Below are 15,117 nucleotides of genomic sequence, written 5' to 3'. Positions count from 1 at the left end.
CTCAAACCCTTGCGTGGCGTGAAGGAAAACGTTTGCGTAAAATCGTTTGTCAAGACCTGTTATCACAGAACTATTCAGTTATACTGTTGCCCGTCGTCCAACAGGACTGCCTTTTCAGGCCAAATTTTACTTGTTAGCTGAGTCAGGAGATGCGGATGTTAAAGCGTGAAATGAACATTGCCGATTATGATGCCGAACTGTGGCAGGCTATGGAGCAGGAAAAAGTACGTCAGGAAGAGCACATCGAACTGATCGCCTCCGAGAACTACACCAGCCCGCGCGTCATGCAGGCGCAGGGTTCTCAGCTGACCAACAAATATGCTGAAGGTTATCCGGGCAAGCGCTACTATGGCGGTTGCGAGTACGTTGATATCGTTGAGCAACTGGCGATTGACCGTGCGAAAGAACTCTTTGGCGCTGACTACGCTAACGTCCAGCCGCACTCCGGCTCTCAGGCAAACTTCGCGGTCTACACCGCGCTGCTGCAGCCGGGCGATACCGTTCTGGGTATGAACCTGGCGCAGGGCGGTCACCTGACTCACGGCTCCCCGGTAAACTTCTCTGGCAAACTGTACAACATCATCCCTTACGGTATTGATGAGTCAGGCAAAATTGACTACGAAGACATGGCGAAGCAGGCTAAAGAGCACAAGCCGAAGATGATCATCGGTGGTTTCTCTGCTTACTCCGGTATTGTTGACTGGGCAAAAATGCGTGAAATCGCAGACAGCATCGGTGCTTACCTGTTCGTGGATATGGCGCACGTTGCCGGTCTTATCGCCGCGGGCGTTTACCCGAACCCGGTTCCTCATGCTCACGTTGTGACCACCACCACGCACAAAACCCTGGCGGGTCCACGCGGTGGCCTGATCCTGGCGAAAGGCGGCGATGAAGAGCTGTACAAAAAACTGAACTCCGCTGTGTTCCCAAGCGCACAGGGCGGCCCGCTGATGCACGTGATCGCGGCAAAAGCCGTCGCGCTGAAAGAAGCGATGGAGCCAGAGTTCAAAGTCTATCAGCAGCAGGTTGCCAAAAACGCCAAAGCGATGGTGGAAGTGTTCCTGAACCGTGGTTACAAAGTGGTGTCCGGCGGTACTGAAAACCACCTGTTCCTGCTGGATCTGGTTGATAAGAACCTGACCGGTAAAGAAGCTGACGCCGCCCTGGGCCGCGCCAACATCACCGTGAACAAAAACAGCGTACCAAACGATCCGAAGAGTCCGTTCGTGACCTCCGGTATCCGTATCGGTTCTCCGGCTGTTACTCGCCGCGGTTTCAAAGAAGCGGAAGTGAAAGAGCTGGCTGGCTGGATGTGTGACGTTCTGGACAACATCAATGACGAAGCGGTTATTGAGCGCGTAAAAGCGAAAGTTCTGGATATCTGCGCGCGCTTCCCGGTATACGCATAATTCTTCTGCTTAGCAGAAATAAAAAGGCCGCGTTTGCGGCCTTTTTTTATGTCTTAACGTCGGTCGAGGGATATTGCTCCCGGTCCCACAATCGCCAGCAGGATAAATGCGCCAGCAATACTGACGTTCTTGTAGAAATTAATCATATTCGGCACAACCGCATCCCCGGTCATGTCCCAGTAATGGTGACCAATAACTGCCGTGCCCAGCGTGTAGAACACAAACAATACGGCGAGAGGTCGGGTGAAAAAGCCCAGCACGATCAGGATGGCGGCAGGGACTTCCATCACCACGGCGATAATGGCCGCCAGCATGGGCATTGGCGCGCCAAGCGACGTCATATATTGTACGGTGCCGTTAAACCCCGTCAGTTTTGGATAGCCGAAGATAATAAAGAGTACGACAAGCGCGATACGGGCAATCAACAACAACAGGTGGCGTGACTGACCGAAATCGAAATAGCGAAGTGAGTTCATGGCAGAAAACCTCTGCAAGTGGAGTAATTTAAACGTAATACACATTTTCGTTCCCTGCCATAAGCCAGACGACTGCACTGAATGTTAATTTTTCGTTAATTTGTAGCAGGCTATCTACTTGCTTAATTTTTATATTCTCGCCAGACTATGGCCTCCATTTCGGGAGGGATTCATGGTCTTGCATTCCACGCGCTGGCTGGCGCTCAGCTATTTCACCTATTTCTTTAGTTACGGTATTTTTCTGCCTTTCTGGAGCGTCTGGCTCAAGGGAATTGGCCTTACTCCGGAAACCATCGGTGTCCTGCTGGGGGCGGGGCTGGTGGCGCGTTTCCTTGGCAGCCTGCTGATTGCACCGCGCGTCAGCGATCCCTCCTTACTCATCAAAGCGGTGCGTATTCTTGCCTTGTTAACGCTGGTCTTTGTGGCCTGCTTCTGGGTCAGCCATCAGTTTGCCTGGCTGATGGTGGTGATGGTCGGCTTTAACCTGTTCTTCTCCCCGCTGGTTCCCCTGACGGACGCCCTGGCAAACACCTGGCAAAAGCAGATCACCATGGACTACGGCCGCGTGCGCCTGTGGGGCTCCATTGCGTTTGTGATTGGCTCTGCGCTGGTGGGGAAACTGGTCAGTCTTTACGATTACCGCGCCATTCTTGCCCTGCTAAGCATCGGTATCGCCTCGATGTTGCTGGGCATGCTGCTGCGACCGTCAGTCATGCCGCAAGGCGAAAGCCGCCATCAGGAAAGCGCAGGCTGGCCCGCCTGGCGAAGCCTGGTGGCGCAAAGCTGGCGTTTTCTGGCCTGCGTCTGCCTGCTTCAGGGGGCGCACGCGGCGTATTACGGCTTCAGCGCCATTTACTGGCAGGGCGCCGGTTACTCTGCCTCTGCCGTGGGCTACCTGTGGTCGCTTGGCGTGGTGGCCGAAGTGATTATCTTTGCGCTCAGCAAGAAACTGTTTCGCCGCTTCGGCGCGCGCGACCTGCTGCTGCTCTCCGCCGTGTGTGGCGTGGCGCGGTGGGGCATTATGGGCTGGACGACCGAACTGCCCTGGCTGATCGTGGCGCAAATTCTGCACTGCGGCACCTTTACCGTCTGCCATCTGGCGGCCATGCGCTATATCGCCGCGCGTGAAGGCGGGGATGTGATTCGCTTGCAGGCGGTCTATTCTGCGGTGGCGATGGGCGGCAGCATTGCCGTGATGACGGTCTTTGCGGGCTTCCTGTATCAACATCTGGGACACGGCGTATTCTGGGTAATGGCACTGGTCGCGCTACCGGCGATGTTTATTCGCCCGAAAGTGGCCGCGCGCGCCTGACTACGATTCCAGCATAGCGCGAATATGTTCTTGCTGCTGTGCGTTTAGCGATTCCACGGCGTGGATCAGCGGCGGCGAGAACAGGGGCAGGGCGGTGGGGTAAGGAGTAATAACCAGCGCCGCTTCGCGCGGAGCCCCCTCTTTCTGAAAAGCCTGCAGCGTCAGATAACGAATATTGAGCGGCAGCAACGTTAGTTCGCGCAGCTGCTGTTCAATCACCTCTTCACAGGATTTGTCCTCTCCGGTTAATAACACCACCTGTTTTTCGTGCAGATCGGTCTCCTGCATCAGCCAGGCGCCAAAAATCACCGCCACCAGACTCATCTCTTCATCAGAAAAACGCAGGCCAAACTCCGCCTCCAGCTCAAACAACGCCTCCTTGGTGGTGCGTAACAGACGGGGGTAAAGGCGGTGGATCTCTTCTGGCAGGCTGTTGTCGATGCCGATCTCAAACAGCGACCGGTCCAGCGCCTGTGCCAGATGAACGTAGAGCTGATCGGTCAGCCCTTGTTCATCGCTGAAGTTCATTCCTGTCTGGGCGCGAAAACGGGCAATCATCCGCACGATGGCCCGGCGCAGACGCTGATCCTGCTGATGTTTATCGAGCACCGGATCGGGCGTGCGCAGCATCATAAACAGCAGCGCGAGGAACAGTTGTTCGTCGCTGTGGGTGCCCTGCGGCACGCGGCGTTTCCAGTGACGCACAATTTCCTGCGCCGTAAAGTATTCCCCTCGCGACTGTGTCCAGTTGCGCTGAACGGGGGAAAACTGCGGCGTATTGCCCAGGTGATGCTGGATCAAACAATACTGCAAGAAGAGCTGTAAAAACTGCACGTCACGGCAGTCAAAGGGGCGCTGTAGCTTTCGGGAACAGAAGCTGATCAACGCCCGCAGATTCGTATCGTCATAAAGCGGACGCGCGATGCCCTGCTGTTTAAGCGCGGTTTTAAGCGCCGGGGTAAACTGTTGCGAAACAAAATGTGGGCACAGGCGGAGCGCCCTGCGCAGCCAGTGCAGCAGACATAAACGCTGATTCAGGACCGAGCCTTCAATCCGGTAGCTGCCGTCATGGTGCGTGACAATGTCCAGCCGGTGATAGCGCTGGATTTCATCGCGCGTCTCGGCTATATCTTGCCGTGCCATGGCGTCGTCCACGCCGTTGGTTGCGATTATGCTCTGTGCGGTGACGGCAGCATCGGGCAGGTAAAGCATCAAAAGCACCTGGCAGCGGCGCTGCGAACTGGAAAGCACAGATGGAATTTCAAGCGTTGTCATCATCTGTTGGGTATCCAGTGTGAATGTCTGGTAAGAATAGCTAAAGGATCGACGCTGAAAAGCGTACCGGCAGCCCTTTCACTCAGGATTGCTGGCGAACATCACAGAATTTTTGACGTGAGGAATTGATGCAAACAGTTAAACACAGCGCGATGGCGTTATTTTTGGCGGTTATCACTTTCACCGCCGGCGCGCATCCTCACAGTTTTATCAGTCTCAAAACCGAGCTGGTGACTGACGGAACCCAGTTGAGCGGCCTGAAAATGCGCTGGACGATGGATGAAATCACCTCGGCCGATCTCTTGTATGACGCGGGAAATGCAAAGCCAGGCGATGAGATTTGGAAAAAGCTGGCGGCGGAGGTCATGGCCAACGTGCTGGGACAGCACTACTTCACCGAGTTCTGGCATAACGGACAAAAGGTGAAGTTTATGAATCGCCCGACGGAGTACGGCATGTCGCGCGACGGTCATCAGGCGGTGCTGACGTTTGTTCTCCCGCTGGCGCATCCTCAGCCGCTGTCAGGACAGACGTATACCTTTTCCACCTTCGACCCCACCTATTACGTCGATATGAGCTATGCGAAGGAGAGTGACGTGACGCTACCGACTACCCTGCAAAAATCCTGCAAACTCGCTGTTCATACGCCAAAACCCAGCGAAGAGACGCTCAACTTCGCCGTCTCTCTGGATAAAGAGGATGCCCCTCCTGAAGATATGGAACTGGGTAAACAGTTTGCACAGCAGGTGACGTTACAATGTCAGTGATCGCCTCTTCCGCCCGCAAACCACGTCGCTGGCTCCATCTCTGGCCGCTGGCGCTCTTTTTATTGCTGGCCGTGTGCGGCGCGCTGTGGTTATGGCAGGCCTGGCCGCAGGTTATGATGAAAAGCATTCTCTGGCAGCGTGACGTTAACCAGCAGATGAGCGGGCTACTCAAGGCGGTGGCGGATAACCCAACAAAAGCAGGTGGTTCCCTGCTGGCATTCAGTTTTGTCTACGGGGTGCTGCATGCGCTGGGGCCGGGGCACGGCAAGATTGTGATCACTACCTGGCTTGCCACGCATCCCTCGAAGCTGAAATCGAGCATCGGTCTGACGCTGGCCTCTTCGCTTCTGCAGGGCTGCGTCGCTATCGGGCTGGTAGTGGTCGTCCTCTCGCTGTTACAGCTTCCCGCTCGTCAGCTGCACCTGAGCAGTTTCTGGCTGGAGAAGGGAAGTTATGCGCTGGTGGGCGTGCTGGGGGTGATCCTCTGCTGGCGGGCGCTGAAAAAATTGCGCGTCCTGCTGCAAAAGCCAACCTTCAAATCCTTTACGCCACATCATGTTCATGATGCCCACTGCGGCTGCGGACATCAGCATCTGCCTACGCAGGCGCAGTTGCAGAGCGGCGACGACTGGCGTGCGCGGGTGATGATTGTTCTTTCAATGGGGATGCGACCATGTTCAGGCGCGATCATGGTGCTGCTGTTCAGCAAAGTGATTGGCGTATTCGGCTGGGGCGTGCTCTCTGCGCTGGCTATGGCGGCAGGAACGTCCCTGACCATTTCGTCACTGGCATTACTGGTTCACAGCTTCCGTCAACTGGCGGTAAAACTCAGCGGCAATAAAACGCCGGTGCTGTGGCGACAGGTAGGCTGGACGACGCTCGCGCTGGCGGGCGGGATGATTCTGCTGGTAGCGGCGGTGACGATGTGGATGAGTGCGGTGCCGGTGGGAAGGGGATTGCGACCGTTTTAGTAGGGTGCGGTCTGATGTCCTCACCCTGACCCTCTCCCACAGGGAGAGGGAATTACCGGGATTAACGCTTCAGCGCATCGCTCAGTTCATCACGCATGTTTGCCAGCATGGCTTTAACAACGCGTGGGTTACCTGCAACGATGTTGCCGGTAGACATATAGTTATGGCCGCCGGTGAAATCGCATACCAGTGCGCCTGCTTCACGCGCGATCAGCTCGCCCGCAGCAAAGTCCCACGGCTTCAGCGCCAGTTCGAAGTAACCGTCAACGCGGCCGGTCGCCACGTAGGCCAGATCCAACGCGGCAGAGCCGGTGCGACGGAAGTCCGCGCATTCGGTGAACAGTTTGCCGAGGATATTCATGTAGGTGGTTGCGTGCTGTTTCGCCTTGAACGGGAAACCGGTCGCCAGAATGGTGCCGTCCAGATCGCGTGCATTGCTGCAGCGCAGACGGTAACCGTTCAGCTGCGCGCCCTGACCGCGGGTAGCGGTGAACAGTTCGTTACGCATTGGATCATAAACAACGGCAACTTCAGTACGGCCTTTAATGCGTACTGCGATAGACACAGAGAAGTGTGGCAGGCGTTTAACGAAGTTGGTGGTGCCATCCAGTGGATCGATAACCCATTGAACATCCTGATCGGTACCTTCATGTTCACCGCTTTCTTCGGTGATGATGGTGTGCTGTGGGTAAGATTTGCGGATCGTTTCGATAATAATCGCTTCTGCGGCTTTATCGACGTTAGTCACGAAATCATTGCTGCCTTTCTGGCTGGTTTCTACGGAGTCTGGCGTTTCGTAGTGTTTGGCAATTACATTACCCGCCTTGCGCGCTGCGCGCACGGCGATGGTCAGCATCGGATGCATCGGTCTCTCTCACTGGATGTTAAAGAACAGGAAAATCGGCGCAGAGTATAGCAGCGGGATCGGAATATGTCTCTCGTTTATGATAATATGCCCGAATATTCTTTAGACACTGAATTCAGACATCCAAAACTATGCTGCAAAACATTCGAATCGTGCTGGTCGAAACATCGCATACCGGCAATATGGGCTCCGTTGCCCGCGCTATGAAAACCATGGGCTTAACGAATCTGTGGCTGGTTAATCCGCTGGTGAAACCGGACTCTCAGGCCATCGCACTGGCCGCCGGTGCCAGCGACGTGATTGGCAACGCGCAAATTGTTGATACCCTGGACGAAGCGCTGGCGGGTTGCAGTCTGGTCGTCGGTACCAGCGCGCGTTCCCGTACGCTGCCGTGGCCAATGCTGGACCCGCGCGAATGCGGCCTGAAAAGTGTCTCAGAAGCGGAACAGGCGCCTGTGGCGCTGGTGTTTGGGCGTGAGCGCGTCGGCCTGACCAATGACGAACTGCAGAAGTGCCATTACCACGTCGCGATTGCGGCGAACCCGGAATACAGCTCGCTGAACCTGGCGATGGCGGTACAGGTCATTGCCTACGAAGTGCGGATGGCCTGGCTGGCGACCCAGGAGAAAGTGGCAGAACCGAAAGAAGAGACCGCCTATCCGCTGGTGGACGATCTGGAGCGCTTCTATGGTCACCTGGAGCAGACGCTGCTCTCTACCGGTTTTATCCGCGAAGGCCATCCGGGGCAGGTGATGAATAAGCTGCGTCGCCTGTTCACCCGTGCGCGCCCGGAAAGCCAGGAGCTGAACATCCTGCGTGGGATTCTGGCGTCGATTGAGCAGAAGAATAAAGAGTAGTGTCGTCTGTTCGCCGGGTGGCGCTGCGCTTACCCGGCCTACAAAACCCGTAGGCCCGTGCAAGCGCAGCGCCGCCGGGCAAAAGAATACGGCACGGAAGGTTAAATACCTGACTAAAACAGTCAAGTAAATAGTTGACCAATTTAGTCAGGAATGTCAGACTTGGCCCTGCTATGCAATACCCCATTTTACTATAAAAAACCCCGGGCAGGGGCGAGTTTGAGGTTAAGTAAGACATGAGACTGACATCTAAAGGGCGTTATGCCGTAACCGCGATGCTGGACGTTGCGCTCAACTCCGAAGCGGGCCCGGTTCCGTTGGCTGATATTTCTGAACGACAAGGGATCTCCCTCTCTTATCTGGAACAGCTGTTCTCCAGACTGCGTAAAAATGGACTGGTTTCCAGCGTTCGTGGCCCAGGCGGCGGTTATCTGCTGGGTAAAGACGCGGGCAGTATTGCGGTTGGCGAAGTCATTAGTGCGGTTGACGAATCCGTTGACGCGACCCGTTGCCAGGGGAAAGGTGGCTGCCAGGGCGGCGATAAGTGCCTGACCCACGCGCTGTGGCGCGATCTGAGCGATCGCCTGACCGGCTTCCTGAACAACATCACCCTTGGTGAACTGGTGAATAACCAGGAAGTTCTGGATGTATCGGGCCGTCAGCACAGCCAGGAATCTCAACGCAGCACCCGCGCGCAGGACGCTATCGACGTTAAATTACGCGCGTAATAAAAAGATAAGTATTTCAGAATCAGGCCGGGGCGAAGCTGCCCCGTGTACTCGGTCGTACATCCAGCCGGTTGCCTGATTCCTTGCATTGAAGCGATGTACGGAGTTTATAGAGCAATGAAATTACCGATTTATCTCGACTACTCCGCAACCACGCCGGTGGACCCGCGTGTTGCCGAGAAAATGATGCAGTGTCTGACCCTGGACGGAAACTTTGGTAACCCAGCTTCCCGTTCACACCGTTTTGGCTGGCATGCTGAAGAGGCGGTGGATATCGCCCGTAATCAGATTGCTGACCTTGTGGGTGCCGACCCGCGTGAGATTGTGTTCACCTCCGGTGCGACCGAATCCGACAACCTGGCGATCAAAGGTGCAGCCAACTTTTATCAGAAAAAAGGCAAGCACATCATCACCAGCAAAACCGAACATAAAGCTGTGCTGGACACCTGCCGTCAGCTCGAGCGTGAAGGCTTTGAAGTCACTTACCTGGCGCCACAGAGCAACGGTATTATTGACCTGAAAGAGCTCGAAGCGGCGATGCGTGATGACACCATCCTGGTTTCCATCATGCATGTAAACAACGAAATCGGCGTGGTGCAGGATATTGCGACCATCGGCGAAATGTGCCGTGCGCGCGGCATCATCTATCACGTTGATGCGACCCAGAGCGTGGGCAAACTGCCTATCGACCTGAGCCAGCTGAAAGTCGACCTGATGTCCTTCTCCGGCCACAAAATCTATGGCCCGAAAGGCATTGGCGCGCTGTATGTTCGTCGTAAACCACGTATCCGCATTGAAGCGCAGATGCACGGTGGCGGACACGAGCGCGGCATGCGTTCCGGTACGCTGCCTGTTCACCAGATTGTGGGCATGGGCGAAGCTTACCGCATTGCGAAAGAAGAGATGGAAACCGAGATGGCGCGCCTGCGCACGCTCCGTAACCGTCTGTGGGACGGCGTGAAAGATATGGAAGAAGTGTATCTGAACGGCGATCTCGAGCAGGGCGCACCCAACATCCTCAACGTGAGCTTCAACTATGTTGAAGGCGAATCGCTGATCATGGCGCTGAAAGACCTGGCGGTCTCTTCCGGTTCTGCCTGTACATCTGCAAGCCTTGAGCCATCCTACGTGCTGCGCGCGCTGGGTATGACTGACGAGCTGGCACACAGCTCTATCCGTTTCTCTTTAGGTCGTTTCACTACCGAAGAAGAGATTGACTACACCATCAAGCTGGTTCGCAACTCCATCGGCCGTCTGCGTGACCTTTCTCCACTGTGGGAAATGTTCAAGCAGGGCGTGGATCTGAACAGCATTGAATGGTCACATCACTAATCGGTACATAAGGAGAATTCAATCATGGCATACAGCGAAAAAGTAATCGATCATTACGAGAACCCGCGCAACGTTGGCTCTTTTGACAACAGCGACGAGAGCGTAGGTAGCGGTATGGTTGGCGCGCCAGCTTGTGGCGACGTGATGAAGTTGCAGATTAAAGTCAACAATGAAGGTATCATTGAAGACGCGCGCTTCAAGACCTACGGCTGCGGTTCCGCTATCGCCTCCAGCTCCCTGGTCACCGAGTGGGTGAAGGGCAAGTCTCTGGACGAAGCACAGGCAATCAAGAACACGGATATTGCTGAAGAACTCGAACTGCCACCGGTGAAAATTCACTGTTCTATCCTGGCAGAAGACGCGATCAAAGCCGCCATTGCGGATTACAAAAGCAAACGTGAAGCAAAATAATTGAGGTTTGAGTATGTCGATTACCCTTAGCGACAGCGCTGCCGCGCGAGTAAGCTCTTTTCTGGCGAACCGTGGTAAAGGCTTTGGCCTGCGACTGGGCGTACGTACCTCCGGCTGTTCTGGTATGGCTTACGTACTGGAGTTTGTTGACGAACCAGCGTCCGATGACACTGTGTTTGAAGACAAGGGCGTGAAGGTGGTGGTCGATGGCAAAAGCCTGCAATTCCTCAACGGCACTCAGCTGGACTTTGTAAAAGAAGGCCTGAACGAAGGGTTCAAATTCACGAACCCGAACGTCAAAGACGAGTGTGGTTGCGGCGAAAGCTTCCACGTTTAATCGCGCGTCATCCGAAACCCCACCGTGGCTTTATTCGCTACGCGTGGGGTTTGTTCTAACAGGCTACCCCTGAGATTGTTATGGATTACTTCACTCTCTTCGGTTTACCCACTCAATACCCGATTGATCTCCAGGCGCTGACGATCCGTTTTCAGGACCTGCAGCGTCAGTATCATCCGGACAAATTCGCCAGCGGTACTCAGGCTGAACAACTGGCTGCGGTGTCGCAATCCGCGACCATCAACCAGGCCTGGCAGACGCTGCGCCATCCGCTGGCGCGTGCAGAATATCTGCTTTCGCTCCACGGCTTTGATCTGGCGAGCGAACAACACACCGTACGCGACACGGCGTTTCTGATGGAACAGCTTACGCTTCGCGAAGAGCTGGATGAGATTGAACAGGCCAAAGACGAAGCGCGTCTGGAAGGGTTCATCACGCGCGTGAAGGGCATGTTTGATACCCGCCATCAGCAGATGGTGGCACAACTGAACAACGAGACCTGGGACGTGGCGGCAGACACTGTGCGCAAACTCCGTTTTCTCGATAAACTGCGAAGCAGTGCTGAACAACTCGAAGAAAAGCTGCTCGATTTTTAATTTCGGAAGCAATTATGGCCTTATTACAAATTAGTGAGCCTGGCTTAAGTGCCGCACCGCACCAGCGTCGTCTGGCGGTGGGTATTGATCTCGGCACCACCAATTCCCTCGTGGCAACCGTGCGTAGCGGCCAGGCGGAGACGCTGGCTGACGAGCAGGGCCGCCATCTGCTGCCTTCCGTGGTCCACTACCAGCAGCAGGGCCACGCGGTGGGCTTTGATGCCCGCGCTAACGCCGCGCGCGATCCGGCGAATACCATCAGCTCCGTTAAGCGGATGATGGGCCGCTCGCTGGCCGATATTCAGACCCGTTACCCCCATCTGCCGTATCAGCTGCAGGCCAGTGAAAACGGCCTGCCGATGATTGCGACTGCGGCCGGGCTGCTGAACCCAATTCGCGTATCCGCTGACATCCTAAAAGCGTTGGCGGAGCGTGCGACGGCAACGCTCGGCGGCGATTTAGACGGTGTGGTGATTACCGTTCCGGCTTACTTTGATGACGCACAGCGTCAGGGCACCAAAGACGCCGCGCGTCTGGCGGGCCTGCACGTGCTGCGCCTGCTGAACGAACCGACAGCGGCAGCGATTGCCTACGGCCTCGACTCCGGTCAGGAAGGGGTGATTGCGGTTTACGATCTCGGCGGCGGTACCTTTGATATCTCGATCCTGCGCTTAAGCCGTGGGGTGTTTGAAGTGCTGGCGACCGGCGGGGACTCCGCGCTGGGCGGCGATGACTTTGACCATCTGCTGGCGGATTACATTCGCGAGCAGGCGGGTATCAGCGATCGCAGCGATGCGCGCGTACAGCGTGAACTGCTGGATGCGGCCATCGAGGCCAAAATTGCGCTAAGCGATGCTGAGTCAGTCAGTGTGAACGTGGCGGGCTGGCAGGGTGAGATTGCCCGTGAACAGTTTAACGATCTGATCGCCCCCCTGGTGAAACGCACGCTGTTAGCCTGCCGTCGTGCGCTGAAAGATGCCGGCGTTGAGGCGGATGAAGTGCTGGAAGTGGTCATGGTGGGTGGTTCCACCCGCGTACCGTTGGTGCGTGAGCGTGTAGGCGAATTTTTTGGCCGCACGCCGCTGACCTCCATTGACCCGGACAAAGTGGTTGCCGTGGGCGCGGCGATTCAGGCGGATATTCTGGTCGGCAACAAGCCGGACAGTGAAATGCTGCTGCTGGACGTTATCCCGCTGTCGCTGGGGTTAGAGACCATGGGCGGACTGGTGGAGAAAGTCATTCCGCGCAACACCACCATTCCGGTGGCACGTGCGCAGGAGTTCACTACCTTTAAAGACGGTCAGACGGCCATGTCCATTCACGTGATGCAGGGCGAACGCGAACTGGTGCAGGACTGCCGCTCGCTGGCGCGCTTTGCGCTGCGGGGCATTCCGGCGCTGCCTGCGGGCGGGGCGCATATTCGCGTCACCTTCCAGGTGGATGCAGACGGCCTGCTGAGCGTCACGGCGATGGAAAAATCGACTGGTGTCGAATCGTCCATTCAGGTGAAGCCGTCCTACGGCCTGACCGATGGCGAAATCGCCTCCATGATTCAGGACTCAATGAGCTACGCCGAGCAGGATGTGAAGGCGCGTATGCTGGCCGAACAAAAAGTGGAAGCCGCACGCGTGCTGGAAAGCCTGAACGGCGCGCTCGCTGCCGATGCCGCGCTGTTAAGCGCCGCTGAGCGTCAGGTGATTGACGAGGCTGCTGCGCACTTAAGCGTGGTCGCCCAGGGCAATGACGCTGATGCAATAGAAGAAGCCATTAAAAACGTTGATAAACAAACCCAGGACTTTGCTGCTCGCCGCATGGACAAATCTGTCCGCGTCGCGCTGAAAGGCCAGTCCGTGGACGAGGTTTAATATGCCAAAGATTGTTATTTTGCCTCATGCGGACCTCTGTCCGGATGGCGCTGTTCTGGAAGCGAAGACCGGTGAAACCATTCTCGATGTTGCCCTGCGTGCAGGTATCGAAGTGGAACACGCCTGTGAAAAATCCTGTGCCTGCACAACATGCCACTGCATCGTGCGTGAAGGTTTCGACTCGCTTGCCGAGAGCACCGAAGACGAAGATGACATGCTGGATAAAGCATGGGGTCTGGAGCCCGACAGCCGCTTAAGCTGCCAGGCAGCGGTGACCGACGAAGATCTGGTCGTGGAGTTCCCACGCTACACCATCAACCACGCACGCGAGCATTAATATGGGACTGAAGTGGACAGACAGCCGTGAAATCGGCGAAGCGCTCTACGACGCTAACCCGGATCTCGATCCAAAAACCGTACGCTTCACCGATATGCATCAGTGGATCTGCGATTTAGAGGATTTTGACGACGATCCCAACGCATCCAATGAAAAAATTCTGGAGGCGATTCTGTTAGTCTGGTTAGATGAAGCAGAGTAAATCACGTAACGGGCTGCCTTCAGGCGGCCCGTTTGCTAATAAGGATAAATAAAATGACCGAAGCGATGAAGATTACGCTCTCTACGCAACCCGCCGATGCGCGTTGGGGCGAAAAAGCCACTTACAGTATCAACAACGACGGTATTACCCTGCACCTGACGGGCAACGACGATCTGGGCCTGATCCAGCGCGCCGCGCGTAAAATTGATGGGCTCGGCATTAAGCATGTCTCTCTGGCAGGCGAGGGCTGGGACACCGACCGCAGCTGGGCGTTCTGGGCCGGTTATAAAGGGCCAAAAGGCACCCGTAAAATTGAGTGGGCCAACCTTGACGAAGCCGGTCAAAAAGAGCTGGAAAGCCGCCTGACCATTATCGACTGGGTACGTGACACCATTAACGCACCGGCAGAAGAGCTGGGGCCGGAACAGCTGGCACAGCGCGCCGTTGACCTGTTGTGCGGCGTGGCCGGCGACAACATGTCTTATCGCATCACCAAAGGTGAAGACCTGCGCGAGCAGAACTACATGGGCATTCACACCGTGGGTCGTGGCTCTGAGCGTCCACCGGTGCTGCTGGCGCTGGACTACAACCCAACCGGCGATAAAGACGCGCCAGTATTTGCCTGCCTGGTCGGGAAAGGTATCACCTTCGATACCGGTGGCTACAGCCTGAAGCAGAGCGCGTTCATGGACTCCATGAAATCCGACATGGGCGGGGCGGCAACCATCACTGGTGCGCTGGCGTTTGCGATTACCCGTGGCCTGAAAAAACGCGTGAAGCTGTACCTGTGCTGCGCTGACAACATGGTAAGCGGTAATGCCTTCAAGCTCGGCGACATCATTCGCTACCGCAACGGCAAAAATGTTGAAGTGATGAACACCGATGCAGAAGGCCGTCTGGTGCTGGCTGATGGCCTGATCGACGCTTCTGCCCAGAAGCCAGAGTTGATTATCGATATGGCCACCCTGACCGGCGCGGCAAAAACGGCGCTGGGTAACGACTACCATGCGCTGTTCAGCTTTGACGACAAGCTGGCGGCCCGCCTGCTGGCAAGTGCTGCGGCAGAAAACGAACCGTTCTGGCGTCTGCCGCTGGCGGAGTTCCACCGCAGCCAGCTGCCGTCAAATTTTGCCGAACTGAACAACACCGCGAGCGCGGCATACCCGGCGGGTGCAAGCACCGCAGCAGGCTTCCTGTCCCACTTCGTTGAGAACTATCACGAAGGCTGGCTGCATATCGACTGCTCCGCAACCTACCGTAAAGCGGCAGTTGAGCAGTGGTCTGCGGGCGCGACCGGCCTGGGCGTGCGTACCGTGGCGAACCTGCTGACGGCTGAGTAATGCTTTTTGCCCTCACCCTAACCCTCTCCCACGGGGA

The 15,117-nt window shown here is 56.1% G+C and carries 17 protein-coding genes; 14 read left to right on the top strand and 3 right to left on the bottom strand.

Annotation, left to right across the window (positions count from 1 at the left end; translation table 11 throughout):
• Positions 1-155 precede the first annotated feature (155 nt).
• Positions 156-1,409: a serine hydroxymethyltransferase gene (gene glyA, locus ECL_RS19355; RefSeq protein WP_013098302.1), complete on the top strand. Its 1,254-nt coding sequence runs from the start codon at positions 156-158 to the stop codon at positions 1,407-1,409.
• Positions 1,410-1,462: 53 nt separating this feature from the next.
• Here glyA and ECL_RS19350 read toward each other — a convergent pair whose 3' ends face one another.
• Positions 1,463-1,885 carry a DoxX family protein gene (locus tag ECL_RS19350; RefSeq protein ID WP_013098301.1) on the bottom strand — a complete coding sequence of 141 codons (423 nt, stop codon included), beginning with the start codon at positions 1,883-1,885 and terminating at the stop codon, positions 1,463-1,465.
• 172 nt (positions 1,886-2,057) lie between these two features.
• On the opposite strand from ECL_RS19350, the gene ECL_RS19345 reads away from it, so the two are divergent.
• Entirely contained in the window at positions 2,058-3,197 is a 1,140-nt protein-coding gene (locus tag ECL_RS19345; RefSeq protein WP_013098300.1) for a 3-phenylpropionate MFS transporter, read from the top strand.
• On the opposite strand, the gene csiE is transcribed toward ECL_RS19345, so the two are convergent.
• Entirely contained in the window at positions 3,198-4,475 is a 1,278-nt protein-coding gene (gene csiE, locus ECL_RS19340) for a stationary phase inducible protein CsiE (protein ID WP_013098299.1), read from the bottom strand.
• 125 nt (positions 4,476-4,600) lie between these two features.
• Here csiE and ECL_RS19335 point away from each other — a divergent pair, with 125 nt between their 5' ends.
• Positions 4,601-5,239 carry a DUF1007 family protein gene (locus ECL_RS19335; RefSeq protein ID WP_013098298.1) on the top strand — a complete coding sequence of 213 codons (639 nt, stop codon included), beginning with the start codon at positions 4,601-4,603 and terminating at the stop codon, positions 5,237-5,239.
• Positions 5,230-6,210 carry a nickel/cobalt transporter gene (locus ECL_RS19330; protein WP_013098297.1) on the top strand — a complete coding sequence of 327 codons (981 nt, stop codon included), beginning with the start codon at positions 5,230-5,232 and terminating at the stop codon, positions 6,208-6,210. The genes ECL_RS19335 and ECL_RS19330 overlap by 10 nt, the downstream gene beginning before the upstream one ends.
• Positions 6,211-6,271: 61 nt before the next feature.
• Here ECL_RS19330 and suhB read toward each other — a convergent pair whose 3' ends face one another.
• Positions 6,272-7,075 (bottom strand): inositol-1-monophosphatase, encoded by an 804-nt coding sequence (suhB, locus tag ECL_RS19325; protein ID WP_013098296.1) that lies wholly within the window; start codon positions 7,073-7,075, stop codon positions 6,272-6,274.
• A gap of 131 nt (positions 7,076-7,206) precedes the next feature.
• On the opposite strand from suhB, the gene trmJ reads away from it, so the two are divergent.
• The 10 genes from trmJ (at position 7,207) to pepB (ending at position 15,080) form a co-directional block, all read left to right on the top strand.
• Positions 7,207-7,932, top strand: coding sequence for a tRNA (cytosine(32)/uridine(32)-2'-O)-methyltransferase TrmJ (gene trmJ, locus ECL_RS19320; RefSeq protein ID WP_013098295.1), 726 nt, complete (start codon positions 7,207-7,209; stop codon positions 7,930-7,932).
• Positions 7,933-8,168: 236 nt separating this feature from the next.
• The gene (gene iscR / locus ECL_RS19315) at positions 8,169-8,660 is read left to right on the top strand and encodes a Fe-S cluster assembly transcriptional regulator IscR (RefSeq protein ID WP_013098294.1); all 492 of its coding nucleotides are present in this window, start codon (positions 8,169-8,171) and stop codon (positions 8,658-8,660) included.
• Between the two features lie 117 nt (positions 8,661-8,777).
• The gene (iscS, locus tag ECL_RS19310; protein WP_003860663.1) at positions 8,778-9,992 is read left to right on the top strand and encodes a cysteine desulfurase; all 1,215 of its coding nucleotides are present in this window, start codon (positions 8,778-8,780) and stop codon (positions 9,990-9,992) included.
• Positions 9,993-10,016: 24 nt separating this feature from the next.
• Positions 10,017-10,403 (top strand): Fe-S cluster assembly scaffold IscU, encoded by a 387-nt coding sequence (gene iscU, locus ECL_RS19305; protein ID WP_003860661.1) that lies wholly within the window; start codon positions 10,017-10,019, stop codon positions 10,401-10,403.
• Positions 10,404-10,416: 13 nt separating this feature from the next.
• Entirely contained in the window at positions 10,417-10,740 is a 324-nt protein-coding gene (gene iscA, locus ECL_RS19300; protein ID WP_003860659.1) for an iron-sulfur cluster assembly protein IscA, read from the top strand.
• A gap of 80 nt (positions 10,741-10,820) precedes the next feature.
• Entirely contained in the window at positions 10,821-11,336 is a 516-nt protein-coding gene (gene hscB, locus ECL_RS19295; protein ID WP_013098293.1) for a co-chaperone HscB, read from the top strand.
• Positions 11,337-11,350: 14 nt separating this feature from the next.
• Positions 11,351-13,201: a Fe-S protein assembly chaperone HscA gene (gene hscA, locus ECL_RS19290; protein ID WP_013098292.1), complete on the top strand. Its 1,851-nt coding sequence runs from the start codon at positions 11,351-11,353 to the stop codon at positions 13,199-13,201.
• Position 13,202: 1 nt separating this feature from the next.
• Positions 13,203-13,538: an ISC system 2Fe-2S type ferredoxin gene (fdx, locus tag ECL_RS19285; RefSeq protein WP_003860652.1), complete on the top strand. Its 336-nt coding sequence runs from the start codon at positions 13,203-13,205 to the stop codon at positions 13,536-13,538.
• Between the two features lies 1 nt (position 13,539).
• A complete protein-coding gene (iscX, locus tag ECL_RS19280; protein WP_003860650.1) occupies positions 13,540-13,740 on the top strand; it encodes a Fe-S cluster assembly protein IscX in 201 nt (66 codons plus the stop codon).
• Positions 13,741-13,793: 53 nt separating this feature from the next.
• Positions 13,794-15,080 carry an aminopeptidase PepB gene (gene pepB / locus ECL_RS19275; RefSeq protein WP_013098291.1) on the top strand — a complete coding sequence of 429 codons (1,287 nt, stop codon included), beginning with the start codon at positions 13,794-13,796 and terminating at the stop codon, positions 15,078-15,080.
• The last annotated feature ends 37 nt before the right edge of the window (positions 15,081-15,117 follow it).

Source organism: Enterobacter cloacae subsp. cloacae ATCC 13047, from assembly GCF_000025565.1.
Lineage (GTDB): Bacteria > Pseudomonadota > Gammaproteobacteria > Enterobacterales > Enterobacteriaceae > Enterobacter > Enterobacter cloacae.
The sequence above is the reverse complement of the archived record's forward strand: the minus strand, read 5'-3'. Positions and strand labels throughout refer to the sequence as shown.